The following is an 18,487-nucleotide window of genomic DNA, read 5'->3' on the forward strand; positions in this document are numbered from 1 at the left end:
CCTCTTGACATTGAGCGGGGATATGGATAAAATATGTATCGTATCAAACAGTTTCACATCGAACAATTTGAACAGAGGAAAAATATTATGTGTACACAGCACCCTATTGAAGAGCCCTGCAAGCTGGACCCGCCGTGGGAAGGGCCGCAGGTCATCCCTGCCCAGCTGCACCGGGTGGATAACCTGATCTTCCGCAGGCTGAACCAGTTTTCCCGCGCCAACGGGGTAGAGCAGACCACCCCCATGCACGGGTGGATCATTGAGTATCTCTACCGCCACCGGGACGAGCCGGTGTTTCAGCGGGACATCGAGCGGGAGTTTTCCATCACCCGCTCCACGGTGACGAACATTTTGCAGCTGATGGAGCGCAAGGGCTACATCCAGCGGCTGAGCGTGCCGCAGGATGCCCGGCTCAAGCAGCTGGTACTGACCGAAGAGGGGATCCAGCGGCACGAAAAGACCCTGCTTTCCTTCCACCAGACCGACGATTATGTGGCCGGACTGCTGACCGAGGAGGAGAACGCAGAGCTGCTGCGGCTGCTGAACAAGCTGCGGGAGGCACTGAAATAAAGGAGAGCGAACCCTCTCAGGCGCTCCCGCGCCAGCTCCCCCGAAGGGGGAGCCAAGGTCTAAAGTTTGTTGCTAAAGTATTAGGCATAATGAGAAAGTTTCCGGCAGTGCCCTTGCCTCTCCCTTTGGGAGAGGTGTCACCGCAGGTGACGGAGAGGGCGCACGCCGTCAGCCCTATTTTAAAGTATCAAGTGCAATGAGAAACCTTGCCGCTACCGCCAAAAGCTCCCCCTTCGGGGGAGCTGGCATCGCGTAGCGATGACTGAGAGGGTTCGTCCTCTTGGGGAAGGGGTACCCCACCTTTTCCGTCAAAGCGCCGAAAAAGTGCTTGTTAAATTAGCAATTGTGAACATTTTCCGAAACGCCTTGACATTTAAATTGTTATGTATAAAATTGTTTAGGTCAGTTTACAAGGAACTACACGCAGACCGTGAAACGGGCTGCTGACAACAAACGGCGCTATGCTCCCGGCTGGGTGCATAGCACCTGTTTGTTGCGGGGGTTTCCAAAGGGGGCAGCGCCCCATTTGGCACACGACTTTGCGGAGCAAAGTGTAGTGTGTTATACGCTCTGTCGGCGTTGCCCTGAAAATACCGTTGCCGCCGGGGAGGGCAAGGGCATTTGACGCGGCAGGAAAGCAGGGCTTTGTTTGGGGCTGGTAAGCCGGAAACAAAGGGCTGATTTCAGCAGCAGACAGGGCGTATTATGAAAGCCCCCGTCCCTCGTCCTCCGCCCCCGGCCTATGGGACAAAAAGTCCCAAAGCTCTGGACACCGTGACCAGATGTGTGGCCACACTCCGGGAAAAGTAGCAGGACGGCAGGAAACCGTCAAGGCTGAAATGAATGGGCTGACGCCCGGCCTTGACCGTTCCCCGCCGCCCCGCTGGATGGGTGGACAAGGTGGCCAATCCCTAAAAGTGTTTGGCCGCACTCGTTCATTTTGGGGCCTTTCTTCTCCCAAAATTGAAATGGGCGGGAAAGCCCTAAAATGGCTTTCCCGCCTTGATTACCCATTAGCAAAGACGGGCGAGACTGTCAACGGCGGCGCTGAAAGCGCCGTTCATCTTGACCGTTGACTGGCTCGCCTGGCTTTGCTACTGCCCGTAAGAGATGGAAAAACAAGATGGAAAACAAGGTTAAAAATGGTTGACAAGTCTATCGGATGTGTGTTATACTGTGCGACAGTTTGAGATTGGAAGGAGGCTTACGTGTGTTAATTTGTGTACGCTAATAAGCAATAAAAAGTAGAAGTACCTTTCCACATGATGGTGGGCTTTTTTTGCGTGCGTATGCAAAGGAACACGTAGGTTTGACACGAGCAGTCTTTGAACTGTATCGTGGTGTTTTTTCGTGCTTTGTTGTTATGCAGGCGTCTGCCCTCTCTGTGGGACAACGCCTGCTTTTTATTGCAGAAACAAAGGAACAATGCAATAAAAAAGGAGGTTCGCATTATGACCCAAAACAACAATTCATGGAGAAAAACTTATTTTACACTTCTTGCCGGACAAGCAATATCCTTTATTAGCAGCGGTATTTTGCAAATGGCCATTATCTTTTATTTGGTTGCGAAAACTAATTCTGCAATCATATTGACGGCGGCAACACTGATTGGATTTTTGCCGCAAGCCTGTTTAGGTCCGTTTGCAGGTGCTTTTGTTGACCGGCACAGCCGTAAAAGCGTAATGATTGGTGCGGATTTGATAATTGCCGCCGCTGGCGGTATTCTGGCGCTGGTGGCGTTTTACATGGAATTGCCCGTATGGTCTATTATGGTTGTCCTGTTAATCCGAAGTGCGGGAACTGCTTTTCATTCTCCAGCATTCAGCGCAGCAACACCTATGATTGTGCCAAAAGAGGAACTTACAAAATGCGCTGGTTACACGCAGACCATGCAAGCAGTAAGTGCGATTATCAGTCCAGCTGCCGCAGCGTTTTTATATGCTGTTTGGCCTCTTAATGCAATTATATTGTTAGATATTGTGGGTGCAATCCTTGCCTGTGTGACTGTTGCGATTTCGTCCATACCAACGCCTGAACTATGTCCAGAAACGAAAAGACAACAGTTTTTACAGGATATGAAAGAGGGGTATGTGGTATTAAAGCAAAACAGGGGCCTCTTTGCTCTGCTCTGGATTGGTGTAATTTATATGTTCTTTTATATGCCAATCAGTACGCTTTTTCCTCTCATCTGTATGTCATACTTCAAAGGAACACCGGCCCATGCCTCTGCCGCTGAAATTGCTTTTGCGGTTGGTATGCTGCTTGGCGGAGTCATTCTGAGCATTTGGGGCGGTTTTAAGAAACGGCGGTACACCATCGGTCTTTCCGTTCTCCTGATGGGCGTTAGCAATATGCTCTCCGGGCTTTTGCCGCCAGACGCATTTCTTGTCTTTGTTGTGTGCTGTACTGTTATGGGAATTTCCGCTCCATTTTACGGTGTGCAAAATGCGATTTTTCAAGAAACGGTCAAACCAGAATATCTGGGGAGAGTTTTTTCTCTACTGACAAGCGCCGCTTCCCTCGCCATGCCGTTTGGCCTTGTCATTTCCGGGCCTCTGGCGGAGCGGCTGGGAGTTGAGAAATGGTTTGTCATTTGCGGAATTGGCATTATCATCGTTGCGCTTGCCGTATTTTTACTACCCGGTTTGAGAGAGATTGACAATACGCAATAATCAACTGCACCTTTTTCTATTACTAAACAAAATGCCTGGATGGTGGTTCTGAAAAACCAGAACCGCCGTTCAGGCATTTTTTATCTTCGTCCTCTCTGCGGTTTTGGATTCTTCAGCAAGTCGGATTTTTCCGCAATCTTTTTCAGCCACTTCCGTTCTTCTACTGACAGCTTCCTAAAATTCAGCTTGAGCCGTTTGCAGATAAACGCCAAGTACGCTTGTTCCGTGTCGCTGTCCTGGCTGACGATTTCACCAGCAGTTTCCAGCATTTCTTTTAGCGGGTTATCCTCTGGGACGCTGAAAAAATCGTCCTTGTGTGTTTCCCGCAGAGCAAGGGCAATCCCGTTTATGTCCCGTTGTATCACATAGCGGCAAAACTCGTCCTCATCAATATGGGCGGTGATAAGCTGTCTTAACTGCGTATCACTCATGCCAGGATTATGCTTTTTTATAACAGTTGCGCTCATCGTGTCCACTATGGCGTTTGCACCCTGCGCCTGTTTCAGTGCCGTTCCGTTCACATAGATTTCAAGGTCAGCCATCAGCCGGGGGAAATCCGGGTGCGCCGGCCTGTGGGCGTGGAAGCACCCCCACCACGATGGTACTACCACCTACCACAAGCTGGCGGGCGACATCACCTTTACGGACGTAGACTTTGGCTATGTGCCGGAAAAGACGGTGCTGCACGACATCAACCTGTATGGCCGTCCGGGGCAGAAGATCGCCTTTGTCGGCTCTACCGGTGCGGGCAAGACCACCATCACCAACCTGATCAACCGCTTCTACGATATTCAGGACGGCAAGATCCGCTATGACGGCATCAACATCCACAAAATCAAAAAGGCAGACCTGCGCCGCTCGCTGGGCATCGTGCTGCAGGACACCCACCTGTTCACCGGTACGGTGATGGAGAACATCCGCTACGGTCGGCTGGATGCCACCGATGAAGAGTGCATCGCCGCCGCCCGTCTGGCCAACGCCGACGGCTTTATCAAGCGTCTGCCGGAGGGCTACAACACCATGCTGACCGGCGATGGTGCCAACCTTTCGCAGGGACAGCGCCAGCTGCTTGCCATTGCCCGTGCAGCCGTGGCGGATCCCCCGGTGCTGATCCTGGACGAGGCGACCTCCTCCATTGATACCCGCACCGAAGCGCTGGTGCAGCGCGGCATGGACGGCCTGATGTATGGCCGCACCAGCTTTGTCATCGCCCACCGCCTGTCCACCGTCCGCAATGCAGACTGCATCGTGGTGCTGGAGCAGGGCCGCATCATCGAGCGCGGCAGCCACGACGAGCTGATCGCCAAAAAGGGCAAGTATTACCAGCTTTATACCGGTAATCTGGCCGAGAACTAAACAATTTTCCACCTTCTCACAAAGCCGCCGCACAGCCATGCCGCTGTGCGGCGGCGTTTTTTTGCTCTCGTGAAGAAGCAATTCTGGAAAATCCGCAGATTTTCCAGAATTGCAAATATAAAAATAGTTTTCCGCTGAAGATGGCCAGAGCTACGCGGCGGCCATTCAAAATCGTCCGCTCCACGGTATACAAACGCCCCGGGCTGTGCTAGAATGGAGCAAACGAGTAGAAAAGGCTGGTGAGTGTATGCACCCTCTGACGGAATATCCCCGCCCGGCCATGCGCCGGGACAGCTACGAGAACCTGAACGGCCTGTGGCAGTATGCCATCACCGCCTCGGCACAGCGCCCGGCGGGCTGGGATGGTGAGATCTTGGTGCCCTACGCGCCGGAGTGCCGCGCCTCCGGGGTGGGGCGCACGTTGCAGCCCGGACAGTGGCTGCACTACCACCGGTACTTTGCGCCGCCCGCCGGGACGGGCGGTCGGGTGCTGCTGCATTTCGGCGCGGTGGACTACGCCTGCGCTGTGCAGGTGAACGGCCATCTGGTGGGCGGTCACCGGGGCGGCTACTGGCCCTTTACGCTGGATATCACCGCGCAGCTCAACGGCACCGGCCGCAACAGCCTGTGGGTGGCGGTGCAGGATCCCACCGGCTACGGCGCACAGGCGCGGGGCAAGCAGACCTTGCAGCCCGGCGGGATGTTCTATCCCGCCCAGAGCGGCATCTGGCAGACGGTCTGGCTGGAGCGCGTGCCGGAAAATTACATCCAGTCTCTCACCGTTACGCCGGACTATGATGCCCGCACGGTGACCGTGAAAGCCCATACCTCTGCGCCCGGCGGCGCGGCGAACCTGTGGGCGGTGGTGCGCGCCGGGGGTGTGACCATTGCCGAGGACTGGGGCAGCGACGAGGCCGGCCAAGACGGCACGGTGACGCTGCATATTGCGGACGAGTATTTCTTCCCATGGAGCCCGGACACGCCCTTTTTGTACGACCTGACCGTGGGCACCACGCAGGGAGAGGAAGAGCAGTTCGACACCGTGCACAGCTACTTTGCCCTGCGCAAGTGGAGCTGCGCGCCGGATGCAAGAGGCGTGCTGCGCTTTTGCCTGAACGATAAGCCCATCCTGCTCAACGGCCTGCTGGATCAGGGCTACTGGCCGGAGGGGCTGTACACCCCGCCCTCGGATGCGGCGGTGGAGCGGGAGCTGAGCGAGGTAAAGGCACTGGGTTACAACCTGCTGCGCAAGCACGCAAAGATCGAGCCGCAGCGCTGGTACTACCACTGCGACAAGCTGGGGCTTGTGGTCTGGCAGGATATGGTCAACGGCGGCAGTAAGTATAACCTGTGGTTCGTTACCTACCTGACCAATGTTTTGCAGCCGCTTATGCGCCGTCTGCCGGACAAAGCACCCCTGTGGGAGCTGCTGAGCCGGGGGAGCGAAAGCAGCCGCGCAGAATACCGCCGGGAGCTGGCAGACACGGTGCAGGCGCTGCGCTGCCACCCCTGCGTGGGCTGCTGGGTGCCCTTCAATGAGGGGTGGGGACAGTACGATGCCGCCGGGGCAGTACAGGCCATCCGCGCGCTGGACGATACCCGCCTTGTGGACGAGGCCAGCGGCTGGTACGATCAGGGCGGCGGGGATGTATACTCCCTGCACAACTACTTCTACCCCCTGCGGGTGCGCCCGCAGACGCGCACTGTGGCGCTGAGCGAGTACGGCGGCATTGCATGGCCCATGCCGGGGCACGAGCCGCCCCGCAAGACCTACGGCTACGGCACAGCCAAAAGCCGGGAGGAGCTGACCGCCCGCTACAAAAAATTGCAGCTGGGCGCAGTGCTGCCGCAGCTGCAAAAGGGGCTTTCGGCGCTGGTATACACTCAGCTGACTGATGTGGAGGACGAGGTGAATGGCCTGTTCACCTACGACCGCACCGCCATCAAGCCGGACGCCAACGCCGTCCGTTCGGTGAACGCCGCCCTTGATGCAGAGTTTGCAAAAGTAATAAAATAAGGCTCTGTCACAACAAATGGTTGATTTTGACGAGAAATAGCGTATAATAATAGTAAGAAACAGTACCACCGAAGGAGGTAATTGGATATGCCTACTATCAAAGACGCATTAGATATTATCGGTAAGTTGACTGTCGCAGAGCAGGAAAGCCTTAAAACAATGCTTTTAAGTCCTGCCTTTGTAAAGTCTTTGAATATTGAAGATTTCGTAGCAAAGGAACGCTTTGCAAATGGTCGTGTATGCCCTCTTTGTGGCTGTATCCATGTGGTTCGCAATGGTCATCGTAAAGATGGCACACAGCGATATGTATGTAAGGATTGTGGCAAGTCCTTCGTGATTGCTACGAACTCCATTGTGTCTGGTACAAGAAAAGACTTGTCCGTGTGGGAGCAGTACATTGATTGTATGATGAATGGCTTATCCATTCGTAAGACTGCTGTTGCTTGTGGGATTCACAGAAACACCGCATTCCTTTGGAGACACAAGATTTTGGATGCACTTCAGAATATGGCAGACGATGTTACCCTTGACGGCATTATTGAGGCTGACGAAACTTTTTTCGCCATCTCGTACAAGGGCAATCATAGCAAGAGTAAGACATTTGCTATGCCACGCAAGGCTCATAAGCGTGGTCATTCTACACATATCAGAGGCTTGTCCCAAGAAAAGGTATGTGTTCCTTGTGCGGTTAATAGGAATGGCTTGTCTATCTCCAAGATTACGAATACTGGTAGAGTTTCTACAAGAGATTTACATCATATTTATGATGGTAGGATTAAGACCAATTCCACTCTTGTTACGGACAAGATGAACTCCTATGTGAGATTTACAAATGCCAATGGCATTGACCTTGTGCAGTTAAAGACTGGCAAAGCCAAGAAAGGCATTTATAATATCCAACATATCAATAGCTACCATAGCCAGCTAAAGAGGTTTATGCGTGGCTTTAACGGTGTTTCTACCAAGTATCTGAACAACTATCTTGTGTGGAATAACCTTGTAAATTACGCCAAAGAAAGCGACATGGAGAAAAGGAACATCTTCTTAACTTTCGTTTTGGCAACATTGAAAACTGCTAAATGCAGAGATTTATCAAACAGACCAGCAGTTCCTCTGGTCGCCTAATTAGAATTTGTGGAGATGATAAGATGGTCAATATAACAGATGTAAAACAGATTCTTCAATTTGCAATAGATGCGGAGATTAAAGTCTTTCTTGATGGTGGCTGGGGTGTAGATGCTCTTCTTGGATATCAGTCAAGAGCCCATAATGATATTGACATTTTTGTAGAAAAGAACGATTATCAGAACTTTATAGAAATAATGAAAGCTAATGGCTTTTATGAGATTAAGATGGAATATACAACATTGAACCATACTGTATGGGAAGATTTGAAAAACAGAATTATTGATTTGCATTGTTTTGAATATACGGACGAAGGTGAAATTCTTTATGATGGGGATTGTTTTCCGGTAGAAACTTTTTCGGGTAAAGGAAGAATTGAGGAAATAGAGGTTTCCTGTATTGAACCATATAGTCAAGTAATGTTCCATCTGGGATACGAGTTTGATGAAAATGATGCACATGATGTGAAGTTATTGTGTGAGACACTTCATATCGAAATTCCAAATGAGTATAGATAACTGCAAATAACAGTTTGTAGGGGAGTTCTGATACTCCCCTATAAAAATGGCTATTTATCAACTGTTTGTTGTGACATAGCCTAAAATAAAAACAACGCCCGGGTTTTCCACCTTCCACAGGAAGGATGTGGAAAACCCGGGCGTGTTGTTTTTACAAAGCCATTAGCTGTTGGCGCTGGTGTCGTTCACGATCTTGGAAGCGGGCAGCTTGCCCATGGCAGAGCTGCTCAGGGTGCTCGCCATCTGGGCACCGTAGGCGGCAAGGGCATCGTCCAGCTCCTCGCCCTTCATGTCGCTCAGGATCTGGCTGCGCAGAGCATCCAGCGTGGAAACGCTCAGCGGGTCCAGACGGACGGCCAGCATCAAGGCATAGCCGGAGTACTGGATGGCGGCTGCCTGCCCGTAGGCAAGGCCGCGCAGGGTATCGGCGGCACCCTCCTGCGTAAAGGCATCGGTCAGGTCGCTTTCGCTCAGCAGGTCGGTCTGCAGGGTGCTGGTGGAGGGAACCTCTGCGTCCAGCACGGCGCAGATATCGGTCAGTGCGCTGCTTGCGATGCTGTTGAAGGCGGTCAGCTGGCTGGAGGTATCCTCCGGGGCATTAGCGTTGTAGCTGTCCGCAGCTTTCTGGGCAAGGGAGAGCATCTCAGCCTTCTGGTCATCGGTGGCAAAGGCGAAGGTGCTGGTGTTGTACAGGGGCACGGTGATAAAACCGATCTCGTACATGGTGCTGTCCAGATGCTCGGTCAGCTCGCCGTCCTCCACAGGGGTCTCGCCGTCCTTGCCGTAGATAAGATCCAGCAGCAGGGTGTGCTTGTACTGCAGCTGCTGGAACAGCTTCAAGGTCTCCAGCCCGATGCCGTTGGCGGTGTAGGCGTCGCCGTAGTTATCCATCAGCTGCTGGGCGTAGCTGTCGGCGGCAGACTTCTGCTCCTCGGTCAGCTCGCCGCCCAGCTCGGTAAAGCGGGCGTCTACGGCGGCAAGGGTCTGCAAAGTCTCAAGGGTCTTTTGCGCCACATAGTCCTTTACCACGGCGGTCTCGCCGGTGTCGGCATCGGTGGTGATGGTGGCCTTGAGGAAGGACTTCACCTTGCTGGTGTCCTGCTCAGAATCTGCCAGCTGCGCAGCCTGCTGATAGGCATCGTACTGTGCCAGCAGATACAGGCCGCTGGTCACCTCAAAATCACCGATCTTGCCCACGGTGTCCGGGGTAGAGAGCGCGCAGCCCACAAGGCTGACGGCCAGTGCAAGTGCGCATACCAGCGCAAGCAGTTTCTTTTTCATGCGTTTTGCTCCTTATTGTTTAAAATAGCATCCATTGCTTTCAGGATATTTTGCAGCAGTTCCAGCGGCTTTTCGTCCGGCTGCAATACCACCGAGAGATAGGGCTTTGTGCCCGCCCCGGCGGTGACCCGGCCATTGAAAGCCTGTAACAGGCCGCGGATCATGGCAAGGTTCAGCGTTTCCAGATTCAGCACGAGCGTATCCTTCTTCTGGGTCACCTCGTACACGCCCACGGCAGCGGCCTGTACGCGGACAAGGGAGACGTTGACCAGATCGCTCACCGAGGGCGGCGGGTCGCCGTAGCGGTCGATAAGCTCGTCCAGCACATCGGCGGCGTCCTCCGGGGTCTGGATGGCGGCAATGCGCTTGTAGGCTTCGATACGTCCTGCGCCGTCCGGGATATACTTTTCCGGGATAAAGGCGTCCACCCGCAGATCCACAAGGCAATCGCTCTTGTCCCGCTGGACGGGCTCGCCCCGCGCCCGGGCAATGGCCTGTCCCAGCATTTTGACATAGAGGTCGTAGCCCACGGCTTCCATGTGGCCGTGCTGGCTGTGCCCCAGCAGGCTGCCCGCGCCGCGAATTTGCAGATCCCGCATGGCGATGCGGAAGCCGGAGCCGAAAGCGGTGAACTCCCGGATGGCAGAAAGCCGCTTCTGGGCGATATCAGTCAGGGTCTTGTCCCGGCGGAAGGTGAAGTAGGCGTAGGCCTTGCGGCCGGAGCGCCCCACCCGCCCGCGGATCTGGTACAGCTGCGCCAGACCCATGCGGTCGGCGTCCTCAATGATGAGGGTATTGCAGTTGCGCACATCAATGCCGGTCTCGATCAGGGTGGTACAGACCAGAATGTCGATCTCGCCGTTCAGCAGGTGCTGCCATACGGGGTTCAGCTCCTCCTCGGTCATCTTGCCGTGGGCGATGCCCACCCGCGCACCCGGCACCATCTGGCTGACATGGGCGGCGCAGGCTTCGATGTTGTCTACCCGGTTGTGCAGGTAGTACACCTGCCCGCCCCGGGCAAGCTCCTTCTTCATGGCTTCGGCAAGGATGACGTCGTTATATTCCAGCACAAAGGTCTCCACCGGCTGCCGCTCAATGGGCGGCTGCTCAATGGTGGAAAGATCCCGGATGCCGCTCATGGCCATGTTCAGGGTGCGGGGGATGGGGGTAGCCGACAGGGTGAGCATATCCACCCCGATAAAGCTTTCCTTCAGCTTTTCCTTGTGCTTCACGCCAAAGCGCTGCTCCTCGTCGATGATGACAAGGCCGAGGTCGTGGAACTTTACGTCCTTGGACAGCAGCCGGTGGGTGCCCACCACGATATCCACGCTGCCGGACTGCAAGCCGCGCAACGTCTCCTTTTGCTGCTTGGCGGTGCGGAAGCGGGACAGCATCCCGATCTTTACCGGGAAAGCCTCCATGCGGGAGAGCAGGGTGTTATAATGCTGCCACGCCAGCAGGGTGGTGGGCGCCAGCAGGGCGCACTGCTTGCCACCCATGATGCACTTGAAGGCGGCGCGCAGCGCCACTTCGGTCTTGCCCACGCCCACATCGCCGCAGAGCAGCCGATCCATGGGGTAGCCCTTTTCCATGTCCTGCTTGATCTCGGCGGTGGCGTGCAGCTGGTCGTCGGTCTCGTCGTAATCAAAGCGGGTCTCGAAGTCCCGCTGCCAGTCGCCGTCCGGCGGGAAGGCGTAGCCCGTGGCCTGACGGCGGCGGGCGTAAAGCTCAATCAGCTCCTGCGCCATCTCCTCGGTGGCTTTTTTCACCTTGGCGCGGGTGCGCTGCCACTCGGCACCGCCCAGCTTTGCCAGCTTTACCTTTTCCTCGTCGCCGGGGGCGGTGTAGCGGCTGAGCAGATCCAGCTGGGTCACCGGCACATACAGCACATCCGAGCCGGAATACTGCACCTTGAGGTAGTCCTTGGTAGCGCCCTGCACCTCTAACCGCTGGATCCCGGCGTACATACCGATGCCGTGGCTCTGGTGCACCACATAGTCCCCGGGCTTGATGTCCGAAAGGCTGGACAGGGCGTTTTTGTTCTTTTTGCGCTTTTTGGCCTCGGCGGCGGCTTCCTTGTCCAGCCCGTGGCGGCGGCTGGAAAGCACCGCCGCGTGGGCAAAGGGAAAGGTGCACCCGGCGGTCAGGTGTCCGGGCAGAACCTGCAAAATGCCCTTGGCGGGGCGCACATCCCGGCTCATGCTCACGGCATAGCCCTTGTCGGCAAGGTCGCGGGTCAGAGCGGCTGCGCCCTTGGGCGTACCGGCAAACAGGGTGACGGCGTAGCCTTGGGCGATGAGCGAGTCAAGGTCCCTCCCGCAGGGAGGCAAGGTCGCCGCTCCAGTTGGGGGCAGCAAAGGCTTCAGCGTTGATAAGGTCTTTGAGCTTGAACTCGTTCATCCCGCGCAGGAAGTTCTCGCACAGCAGGGTGCTGTGGTTCTGGGCGGCAATGACAAGATCGTCCATGGTCTGGTACAGCACATCCAGCCCGGGGCAGAGCACGCCCTCCTCCAGCAGTCCGGTCAGCTCCTCGCTGCGGCGGAACTCGGTGGCCTTTTGGGCATCCCGGATGCCGCCCACTTCGTCCAGAATGAACAGCGGCGCGTCCAGATGATCCAGCAGCGTGGCCGGGGCGGGGTAGCGGATGCCGTAATATTTATCCATGGCCTCCGGCATCAGGCCGGAATCCAGCTGGGAAAGATCGGCTTCGGTGGCCTTTTCCAGCGCGGTGCGGCGCTTGCCGCGCGCCTTTTTGATGGCATTGCGCAGCGCCTCAGCGGTTTCGGCGGTGCTGCCGAACAGCACCTCACGGGCAGGGGAGAGGTATATTTTTTCCAGTGCGCTGTCCCGCCGCTGGGTCAGCAGGTCAAAGGAGGACATGGAGTCGATCTCATCGTCCCAGTACTCCACGCGGGCGGGCTGACGCATATCCGGCGCGTAGATATCCACGATATCGCCGCGCACGCTGAACTGTCCCGGGCCGTCCACCTGACTGCGCCGCACATACCCGGCGGCAAACAGCCGCGCCACCAGTGCTTCGCGGTTATACACCATGCCGGGCTTTAAGGTGAGGGTATTCTGGATGAACTCAGCCCGGGGCACGGTGTACTGCAACAGGGCTTCGGCGGGCACGCAGACGGCCTGCAGCCGCCCGCCTGCCAGTGCGCCCAGCACCGAAAGGCGGCGGTACTCGTACTCGCGGCCTGCACCCTCCACCGGGCGCAGCATAAAGTCCCGGGGCGGGAACACCGCAGCGGTAAGCCCCAGCGCCTTGAGGTCGTCTGCAAAATGGGTGGCCTCGGCCTCGCCGGGGGTCACGATGCAGAGCACCCGCCCAAGGTCTTTTTGCAGGGCGGCGTACAGCAGCGCCCGGCCTGCGGGCGGCAGACCGAACAGCGCCGCCGGCCCTGCGGAGCCAAAGCTTGCGGCGACCTTCTGATATTCCGGTGTGGCCTTGAGTAAGGCTTCGTACATGGAAAAACCTCCTTTCCTACTGGGATGAGCATTGAAAATGCGCGGCGGTTAGCGGGTTCGCCCTCTCAGTCACCTTCGGTGACAGCTCTCCCAAGGGGAGAGCCAAGAGCACTGCCGGAAGCTTTCTCATTGCGCCTAATACTTTAGCAATAAGCCTTAGACCTTGGCTCCCCCTTTGAGGAAAGACTTCCCCCGGCCGGGGGAAGATGTCACCGCAGGTGACAAAAGGGGGAATCTGTCGCAGGAGCGCCTGAGAGGGTGCGTTTACCCGTTATACTTGCTCTGCGCCAGACTGAGCTTGCCATCCATGATGAGCTTTGCGGCGGCTTCAAGGTCGGGGTAGCGGTCGGCGATGGCCTTGGCGTCCTCCGGCGGGAACTTGCCCAGCACCCATGCGGCAAGGTCGTAGTCCGGGTGGGGCTTTGCGCCGATGCCGATGCGGATGCGGGGGAAGTTCTCCCCGCCCAGCCGGGCGATGATGCTCTTCAGGCCGTTATGCCCGCCCGCAGAGCCGGAGGGACGGATACGCAGCTTGCCGGGTGCCTGTGTAATGTCATCGCACAGCACCAGCACATGGTCGGCAGGGATCTTAAAAAAGCCCGCCATGGGGGCGATGGAATCGCCGGAGAGGTTCATGTAGGTCAGGGGCTTCAGCAGCACTACCTTGTGGCCGTCCACCTCGCCCTGTCCCCACAGGCCTTGGAACTTGGTCTTGCCCACAGAGATGTTCCACTTGTCGGCCAGCGCGTCCAGCGCGGCAAAACCGGCATTGTGGCGGGTGCCATCGTACTTTGCTTCGGGGTTGCCCAGCCCTGCAATGAGCCAGATATCGTTTTCATTCATGATGTGATCATACCTTTTCCTGATAATAGTGTGATACAGCATCTAAGTATAACATACGCGCGCGCAAAAAGATATACATTATAAGCAAAAAATGCCCCCATGCCGCAGGGCACAGGGGCAAAAGCATTTATTACAGGTTCAGCGTGATGGCAGAGGCCTTCCAGCGGCCATCCTCCTTCACCATGGTGATAGTGCCGGACACCTGCGCGGCGGCGGTGCTGTCCGCGGCGGTCAGCAGGGCGGCGGAAAAGTCGTAGCAGTTTTCTGCCCCGGCGCGCTTTTTCAGGGTGAGGTCAGCGGGCACCAGCTGATCGCCGGACTGCCCGGCCAGCGCGGTGATGCGGGTGGGCAGGCGGTTCGCCATGACCTTGTTCAGGCAGTCGGCTGTCATGGCATCGCCCAGCTGCGCCTGAAGAAAGGCGTACAGCCCATCGGTGTCCGCTGCGGCAAGCCCCGGTTCACTGCCGACGGGCTGCGGCGGCGTCCACCGCCTGCTCCACGGCAGAGGAGCAGGAGAGCAGCTGCTGCACCACGAATTCCGCCTGCTTTTTGGCGGGGTCGCTGCGCAGACGGGTCAGGGCAAACACGGCGGCAACAGCTGCGAAGAAAAGGACGAGACTCAGCGCCTGTTTGCGAAAGCTTTCAGACTTCATGCGCGGCTCCCTTCCGGCAGAGGTTTACTTGCTCTGCTCGTTTTCCAGCTTCTGCTTTTTGGCGATGTAGGCTTCCATCTTGGGCTCTGCCCAGCCGTCCAGATTGGTCTGGCGCTCCCGGGCGATGCCCAGTGCCTGCGCGGGCACGTCCTTGGTGATGGTGCTGCCGGCGGCGGTGTAGGCACCATCGCCCACCTTGACCGGGGCTACAAGGTTGGTGTTGCAGCCGATGAAGCAGTAATCGCCGATCTGGGTGCGGAACTTGTCCTTGCCGTCGTAGTTGCAGGTGACGGTGCCGCAGCCGAAGTTGCAGTATTTGCCCACATCGCTGTCGCCGATGTAGGTCAGGTGGCTCACGGTGTTGCCGCGGGCAAAGTTGGAGTTCTTGGTCTCCACATAGGCACCCAGATGCACGCCGTAGTCGGTGACAGTGTTCACCCGCACATGGGTGAAGGGGCCGATGTTGTTGTGGGGGCCGATGTGGCTGCCGTAGATCTGGCTGGCATTCACGGTAGTGCCCTCGTCCACGGTGCTGTCCTCGATGAGGGTGTTGGGGCCGATGACGCAACCTGCGCCGATGACCGTCTTGCCCCGCAGGATGGTGCCCGCAAGGATCACAGCGCCCGGGGCAATGACCACCTCCGGGTCGATCTGTACGGTGCGGCTGTTGATGACAACGCCGTTTGCAATGTGCTGCACAAGGATGTCCTCGCGGGCAGCCTCGGCGGCATCCAGCTGTGCTAGAGCAGCGGCACGGGCCTGCTCAGAAATAGGATTTTGCATGAAAAATCTCCCTTCCCACCAAAGCGCGCGGCGGAAGAGAGACAGAAAAGGCGACCGGAAAAATGTTGCCTGTCCGCCCCAGCACTCCGCTGCGGAAAGCTTTGTTCCGACAAAATAGAAAATGAAAAGTTACAGGGATAGAAAGTTGTATCCAACAGGACGAGAAATCGCGTGTACAAACAAAAAACCTCTCGAACTTTCTCCCATTCTATACTACCTTAAAACTTGGAGAATTTCAAGAGATTTGCATAAAAAATAACAGACAAATTCGGGATTTTGCATGGTGGAAAGGAATGGATTTTCTGGTATAATAGTTTAGCATTCATAAAACAATGTTCATCGTACGTTCAAGACAAGGCAAACGATGAGACCGCGGCTGCCATGCCGCCGGTCACGAATGGGAGGTAAACAACGCATGAGCAAAAAGTATCTGTACTACTTCAGCGAAGGCAATGACGCTTTCGGCGGTGACAAGGTCACCATGAAGAACACGCTGGGCGGCAAGGGTGCCGGTCTGGCCGAGATGACCGCAGCCGGTATGCCGGTGCCGCAGGGCTTCACCATCACCACCGACGCCTGCACCCAGTACTACGCAGACGGTCGTCAGATCAATGACGAGATCACTGCTGATATCTTTGAGCACCTCAAGGGTCTGGAAGAAATCACCGGCAAGAAGTTCGGTGACAACACCAACCCCCTGCTGGTCTCCGTCCGTTCCGGCGCACGTCAGTCCATGCCCGGCATGATGGACACCATCCTGAACCTGGGCCTGAACGACGAGGCTGTTGAGGGTCTGGCAAAGAAGACCGGCAACGCCCGTTTTGCATACGACTGCTACCGCCGCTTCGTGCAGATGTTCGCCGACGTCGTTATGATGGTCCCGAAGAGCCTGTTCGAGGTCGAGATCGACAAGATGAAGGAAGCCAAGGGCGTCAAGAACGACGTGGACCTGACTGCTGACGACCTGAAGGAACTGGTCGGCACCTTCAAGAAGATCTACGAGGAGAACGAAGGCCGTCCCTTCCCGCAGGATCCCCGCGATCAGCTGATCGAGGCTGTCAAGGCCGTGTTCCGCAGCTGGGACAACCCCCGTGCAAACGTCTACCGTAAGATGAACGAGATCCCCTACGAGTGGGGCACCGCTGTCAACGTGCAGCAGATGGCCTTTGGTAACTCCGGCGACCGTTCCGGCACCGGCGTTGCTTTCACCCGTGACCCCGCCACCGGCGCTAAGAAGCTGATGGGCGAGTACCTGATCAATGCACAGGGCGAGGATGTTGTTGCCGGCGTGCGCACTCCTTCTCCCATCAGCCACCTGAAGGATCAGATGCCTGAGGTGTACGATCAGTTTGTCGAGATCGCTACCCGTCTGGAGAACTACTTCCGCGATATGCAGGATATGGAGTTCACCATTGAGGACGGCCACCTGTATATGCTGCAGACCCGTAACGGCAAGCGTACCGCACAGGCTGCTCTGCAGATCGCCTGCGATCTGGTGGACGAGGGTATGATCACCGAGCAGGAGGCTGTCCTGCGCGTGGAGCCCAAGCAGCTGGATACCCTGCTGCATCCCCAGTTCGATGCTGCTGCTCTGAAGGCTGCAGAGGTCATCGGCAAGGGTCTGGCAGCTTCTCCCGGTTCTGCCTGCGGCCAGATCGTCTTTACTGCTGAAGAGGCAGAGGAGATGGTCAAGTCTGGCAAGATGAAGAAGGTCGTTCTGGTGCGTCTGGAGACCAGCCCCGAGGATATCGTGGGCATGCAGGTCTCTCAGGGCATCCTGACCGTCCGCGGCGGCATGACCAGCCACGCAGCCGTTGTTGCTCGTGGTATGGGCACCTGCTGTGTTTCCGGCTGCGGCAACGACAACGAGGTCAAGATCGATGAGGAGGCAAAGACCTTCGAGATCAACGGCCACAAGTTCGTTGAGGGCGACTGGATCTCCATCGATGGTTCTACCGGCAACATCTACGGCGAGCAGGTCGCAACCGTGGCCGCTACCGGCAACAAGAACTTCAACCGCTTCATGGGTTGGGCAGACGCAGCTCGTCAGCTGCTGGTCATGACCAATGCCGATAACCCGCGTGACGCACAGCAGGCAGTTGATCTGGGTGCTGAGGGCATCGGCCTGTGCCGTACCGAGCACATGTTCTTCGCTGAGGACCGCATCAAGGCTGTCCGTGAGATGATCTGCGCACGCACCGTGGAAGAGCGCGAGGCTGCTCTGGCCAAGGTCGAGCCGTTCCAGCAGGGCGACTTCGAGGCCATGTACCGCATCATGGGTGAGCGCCCGATGACCATCCGTTATCTGGATCCGCCCCTGCACGAGTTCCTGCCCACCAAGGACGAGGACATCAAGGAACTGGCTGCCGACATGGGCATGACCTACGAAGACCTGAAGAACGTGGTTGCTTCTCTGCACGAGTTCAACCCCATGATGGGTCACCGTGGCTGCCGTCTGGCTGTTACCTACCCCGAGATCGCTGCTATGCAGACCCGCGCTGTGATCAAGGCTGCTCTGAACGTCTCTGCTGAGACCGGTCATGTGATCACCCCGCACATCATGATCCCGCTGGTCGGCGAGGTCAAGGAGCTGAAGTTCGTCAAGGACGTTGTCGTCAAGGTTGCTGACGAGCTGATCGCTGCTGCTGGCGTTGACATGAAGTATCAGGTCGGTACCATGATCGAGATCCCCCGTGCAGCCCTGACTGCCGGCGAGATCGCCAAGGAGGCTGAGTTCTTCAGCTTCGGTACCAACGACCTGACCCAGATGACCTTCGGCTTCAGCCGTGATGACGCTGCCAAGTTCCTGGGCGCATACTACGAGAACAAGATCTACGAGAGCGATCCGTTCCAGCATCTGGATCAGACCGGTGTCGGCAAGCTGGTCAAGATGGCTGCCCACGACGGCCGTGAGACCCGCCCCGATCTGGGTCTGGGCATCTGCGGCGAGCACGGCGGCGACCCCACGAGTGTGGAGTTCTGCCACAACGTCGGTCTGGACTACGTCAGCTGCTCTCCCTTCCGTGTGCCCATCGCACGTCTGGCCGCTGCTCAGGCTGCTATCAAAAATCCCAGAAAGTAAGATTGTTGCATGAAGATGCACTAATCGTGCAAAACATGGGAAGATAAACGTATGATAAACCCTCCCCGGTGAAACTGAACGGTTTTGCCGGGGAGGGTTTGTTTGTCGAAGAT

General features: G+C 56.6%; 13 protein-coding genes and 3 pseudogenes. 8 read left to right on the top strand and 8 right to left on the bottom strand.

The features are described 5' to 3' along the window. Positions 1-87 precede the first annotated feature (87 nt). From ACXPUX_RS04920 to ACXPUX_RS04930, 3 genes are all read left to right on the top strand, one after another. Entirely contained in the window at positions 88-570 is a 483-nt protein-coding gene (locus tag ACXPUX_RS04920) for a MarR family winged helix-turn-helix transcriptional regulator (protein ID WP_015537423.1), read from the top strand. 839 nt (positions 571-1,409) lie between these two features. Then, positions 1,410-1,646 carry a hypothetical protein gene (locus ACXPUX_RS04925; RefSeq protein WP_014080336.1) on the top strand — a complete coding sequence of 79 codons (237 nt, stop codon included), beginning with the start codon at positions 1,410-1,412 and terminating at the stop codon, positions 1,644-1,646. 375 nt (positions 1,647-2,021) lie between these two features. Then, entirely contained in the window at positions 2,022-3,242 is a 1,221-nt protein-coding gene (locus tag ACXPUX_RS04930) for an MFS transporter (protein ID WP_002584949.1), read from the top strand. A gap of 80 nt (positions 3,243-3,322) precedes the next feature. On the opposite strand, the pseudogene ACXPUX_RS04935 reads toward ACXPUX_RS04930, so the two are convergent. After that, positions 3,323-3,805: pseudogene (locus ACXPUX_RS04935) on the bottom strand (helix-turn-helix domain-containing protein); the annotation flags it as partial. A gap of 4 nt (positions 3,806-3,809) precedes the next feature. Between ACXPUX_RS04935 and ACXPUX_RS04940 the strand changes: the two are divergent. Continuing rightward, positions 3,810-4,598, top strand: a pseudogene (locus ACXPUX_RS04940) (ABC transporter ATP-binding protein); the annotation flags it as partial. A 16-nt stretch (positions 4,599-4,614) separates the two neighbouring features. On the opposite strand, the gene ACXPUX_RS04945 reads toward ACXPUX_RS04940, so the two are convergent. Then, positions 4,615-4,767, bottom strand: a complete 153-nt coding sequence (locus ACXPUX_RS04945) for a hypothetical protein (protein WP_458830474.1) — start codon at positions 4,765-4,767, stop codon at positions 4,615-4,617. A gap of 78 nt (positions 4,768-4,845) precedes the next feature. Between ACXPUX_RS04945 and ACXPUX_RS04950 the strand changes: the two genes are divergently transcribed. From ACXPUX_RS04950 to lnu(C), 3 genes are all read left to right on the top strand, one after another. Continuing rightward, the gene (locus ACXPUX_RS04950; protein WP_458830475.1) at positions 4,846-6,615 is read left to right on the top strand and encodes a glycoside hydrolase family 2 protein; all 1,770 of its coding nucleotides are present in this window, start codon (positions 4,846-4,848) and stop codon (positions 6,613-6,615) included. Positions 6,616-6,702: 87 nt separating this feature from the next. Beyond that, positions 6,703-7,740, top strand: a complete 1,038-nt coding sequence (locus tag ACXPUX_RS04955) for an IS1595-like element ISSag10 family transposase (RefSeq protein WP_002837184.1) — start codon at positions 6,703-6,705, stop codon at positions 7,738-7,740. Positions 7,741-7,763: 23 nt separating this feature from the next. Continuing rightward, positions 7,764-8,258 carry a lincosamide nucleotidyltransferase Lnu(C) gene (gene lnu(C), locus ACXPUX_RS04960; protein WP_019543803.1) on the top strand — a complete coding sequence of 165 codons (495 nt, stop codon included), beginning with the start codon at positions 7,764-7,766 and terminating at the stop codon, positions 8,256-8,258. Between the two features lie 162 nt (positions 8,259-8,420). On the opposite strand, the gene ACXPUX_RS04965 is transcribed toward lnu(C), so the two are convergent. The 6 genes and pseudogenes from ACXPUX_RS04965 to ACXPUX_RS04990 form a co-directional block, all read right to left on the bottom strand. Next, complete coding sequence (locus tag ACXPUX_RS04965; RefSeq protein WP_458830477.1) at positions 8,421-9,539, bottom strand: foldase; 1,119 nt, start codon at positions 9,537-9,539, stop codon at positions 8,421-8,423. Further along, positions 9,536-13,013: pseudogene (gene mfd / locus ACXPUX_RS04970) on the bottom strand (transcription-repair coupling factor). Before mfd ends, ACXPUX_RS04965 begins: the two are co-directional and overlap by 4 nt. 264 nt (positions 13,014-13,277) lie before the next feature. Further along, positions 13,278-13,856, bottom strand: coding sequence for an aminoacyl-tRNA hydrolase (pth, locus tag ACXPUX_RS04975; RefSeq protein ID WP_242915227.1), 579 nt, complete (start codon positions 13,854-13,856; stop codon positions 13,278-13,280). Between the two features lie 130 nt (positions 13,857-13,986). Beyond that, complete coding sequence (locus ACXPUX_RS04980) at positions 13,987-14,247, bottom strand: hypothetical protein (protein WP_458830480.1); 261 nt, start codon at positions 14,245-14,247, stop codon at positions 13,987-13,989. 67 nt (positions 14,248-14,314) lie between these two features. Beyond that, positions 14,315-14,509 (bottom strand): hypothetical protein, encoded by a 195-nt coding sequence (locus tag ACXPUX_RS04985; RefSeq protein ID WP_458830482.1) that lies wholly within the window; start codon positions 14,507-14,509, stop codon positions 14,315-14,317. Positions 14,510-14,533: 24 nt separating this feature from the next. Continuing rightward, entirely contained in the window at positions 14,534-15,292 is a 759-nt protein-coding gene (locus ACXPUX_RS04990; protein ID WP_015537433.1) for a hypothetical protein, read from the bottom strand. A gap of 415 nt (positions 15,293-15,707) precedes the next feature. Between ACXPUX_RS04990 and ppdK the strand changes: the two genes are divergently transcribed. Further along, positions 15,708-18,374 (top strand): pyruvate, phosphate dikinase, encoded by a 2,667-nt coding sequence (gene ppdK, locus ACXPUX_RS04995; RefSeq protein WP_458830484.1) that lies wholly within the window; start codon positions 15,708-15,710, stop codon positions 18,372-18,374. The last annotated feature ends 113 nt before the right edge of the window (positions 18,375-18,487 follow it).

Source organism: Faecalibacterium sp. PGM34 (genome assembly GCF_054456555.1).

Coding starts and splice junctions, on each gene's coding strand:
- ACXPUX_RS04920 (WP_015537423.1), top strand. CDS start 88: ATGTGTACACAGCACCCTATTGAAGAGCCCTGCAAGCTGGACCCGCCG.
- ACXPUX_RS04925 (WP_014080336.1), top strand. CDS start 1,410: ATGAATGGGCTGACGCCCGGCCTTGACCGTTCCCCGCCGCCCCGCTGG.
- ACXPUX_RS04930 (WP_002584949.1), top strand. CDS start 2,022: ATGACCCAAAACAACAATTCATGGAGAAAAACTTATTTTACACTTCTT.
- ACXPUX_RS04950 (WP_458830475.1), top strand. CDS start 4,846: ATGCACCCTCTGACGGAATATCCCCGCCCGGCCATGCGCCGGGACAGC.
- ACXPUX_RS04955 (WP_002837184.1), top strand. CDS start 6,703: ATGCCTACTATCAAAGACGCATTAGATATTATCGGTAAGTTGACTGTC.
- ACXPUX_RS04965 (WP_458830477.1), bottom strand. CDS start 9,539: ATGAAAAAGAAACTGCTTGCGCTGGTATGCGCACTTGCACTGGCCGTC.
- pth (WP_242915227.1), bottom strand. CDS start 13,856: ATGAATGAAAACGATATCTGGCTCATTGCAGGGCTGGGCAACCCCGAA.
- ACXPUX_RS04980 (WP_458830480.1), bottom strand. CDS start 14,247: ATGACAGCCGACTGCCTGAACAAGGTCATGGCGAACCGCCTGCCCACC.
- ACXPUX_RS04985 (WP_458830482.1), bottom strand. CDS start 14,509: ATGAAGTCTGAAAGCTTTCGCAAACAGGCGCTGAGTCTCGTCCTTTTC.
- ACXPUX_RS04990 (WP_015537433.1), bottom strand. CDS start 15,292: ATGCAAAATCCTATTTCTGAGCAGGCCCGTGCCGCTGCTCTAGCACAG.
- ppdK (WP_458830484.1), top strand. CDS start 15,708: ATGAGCAAAAAGTATCTGTACTACTTCAGCGAAGGCAATGACGCTTTC.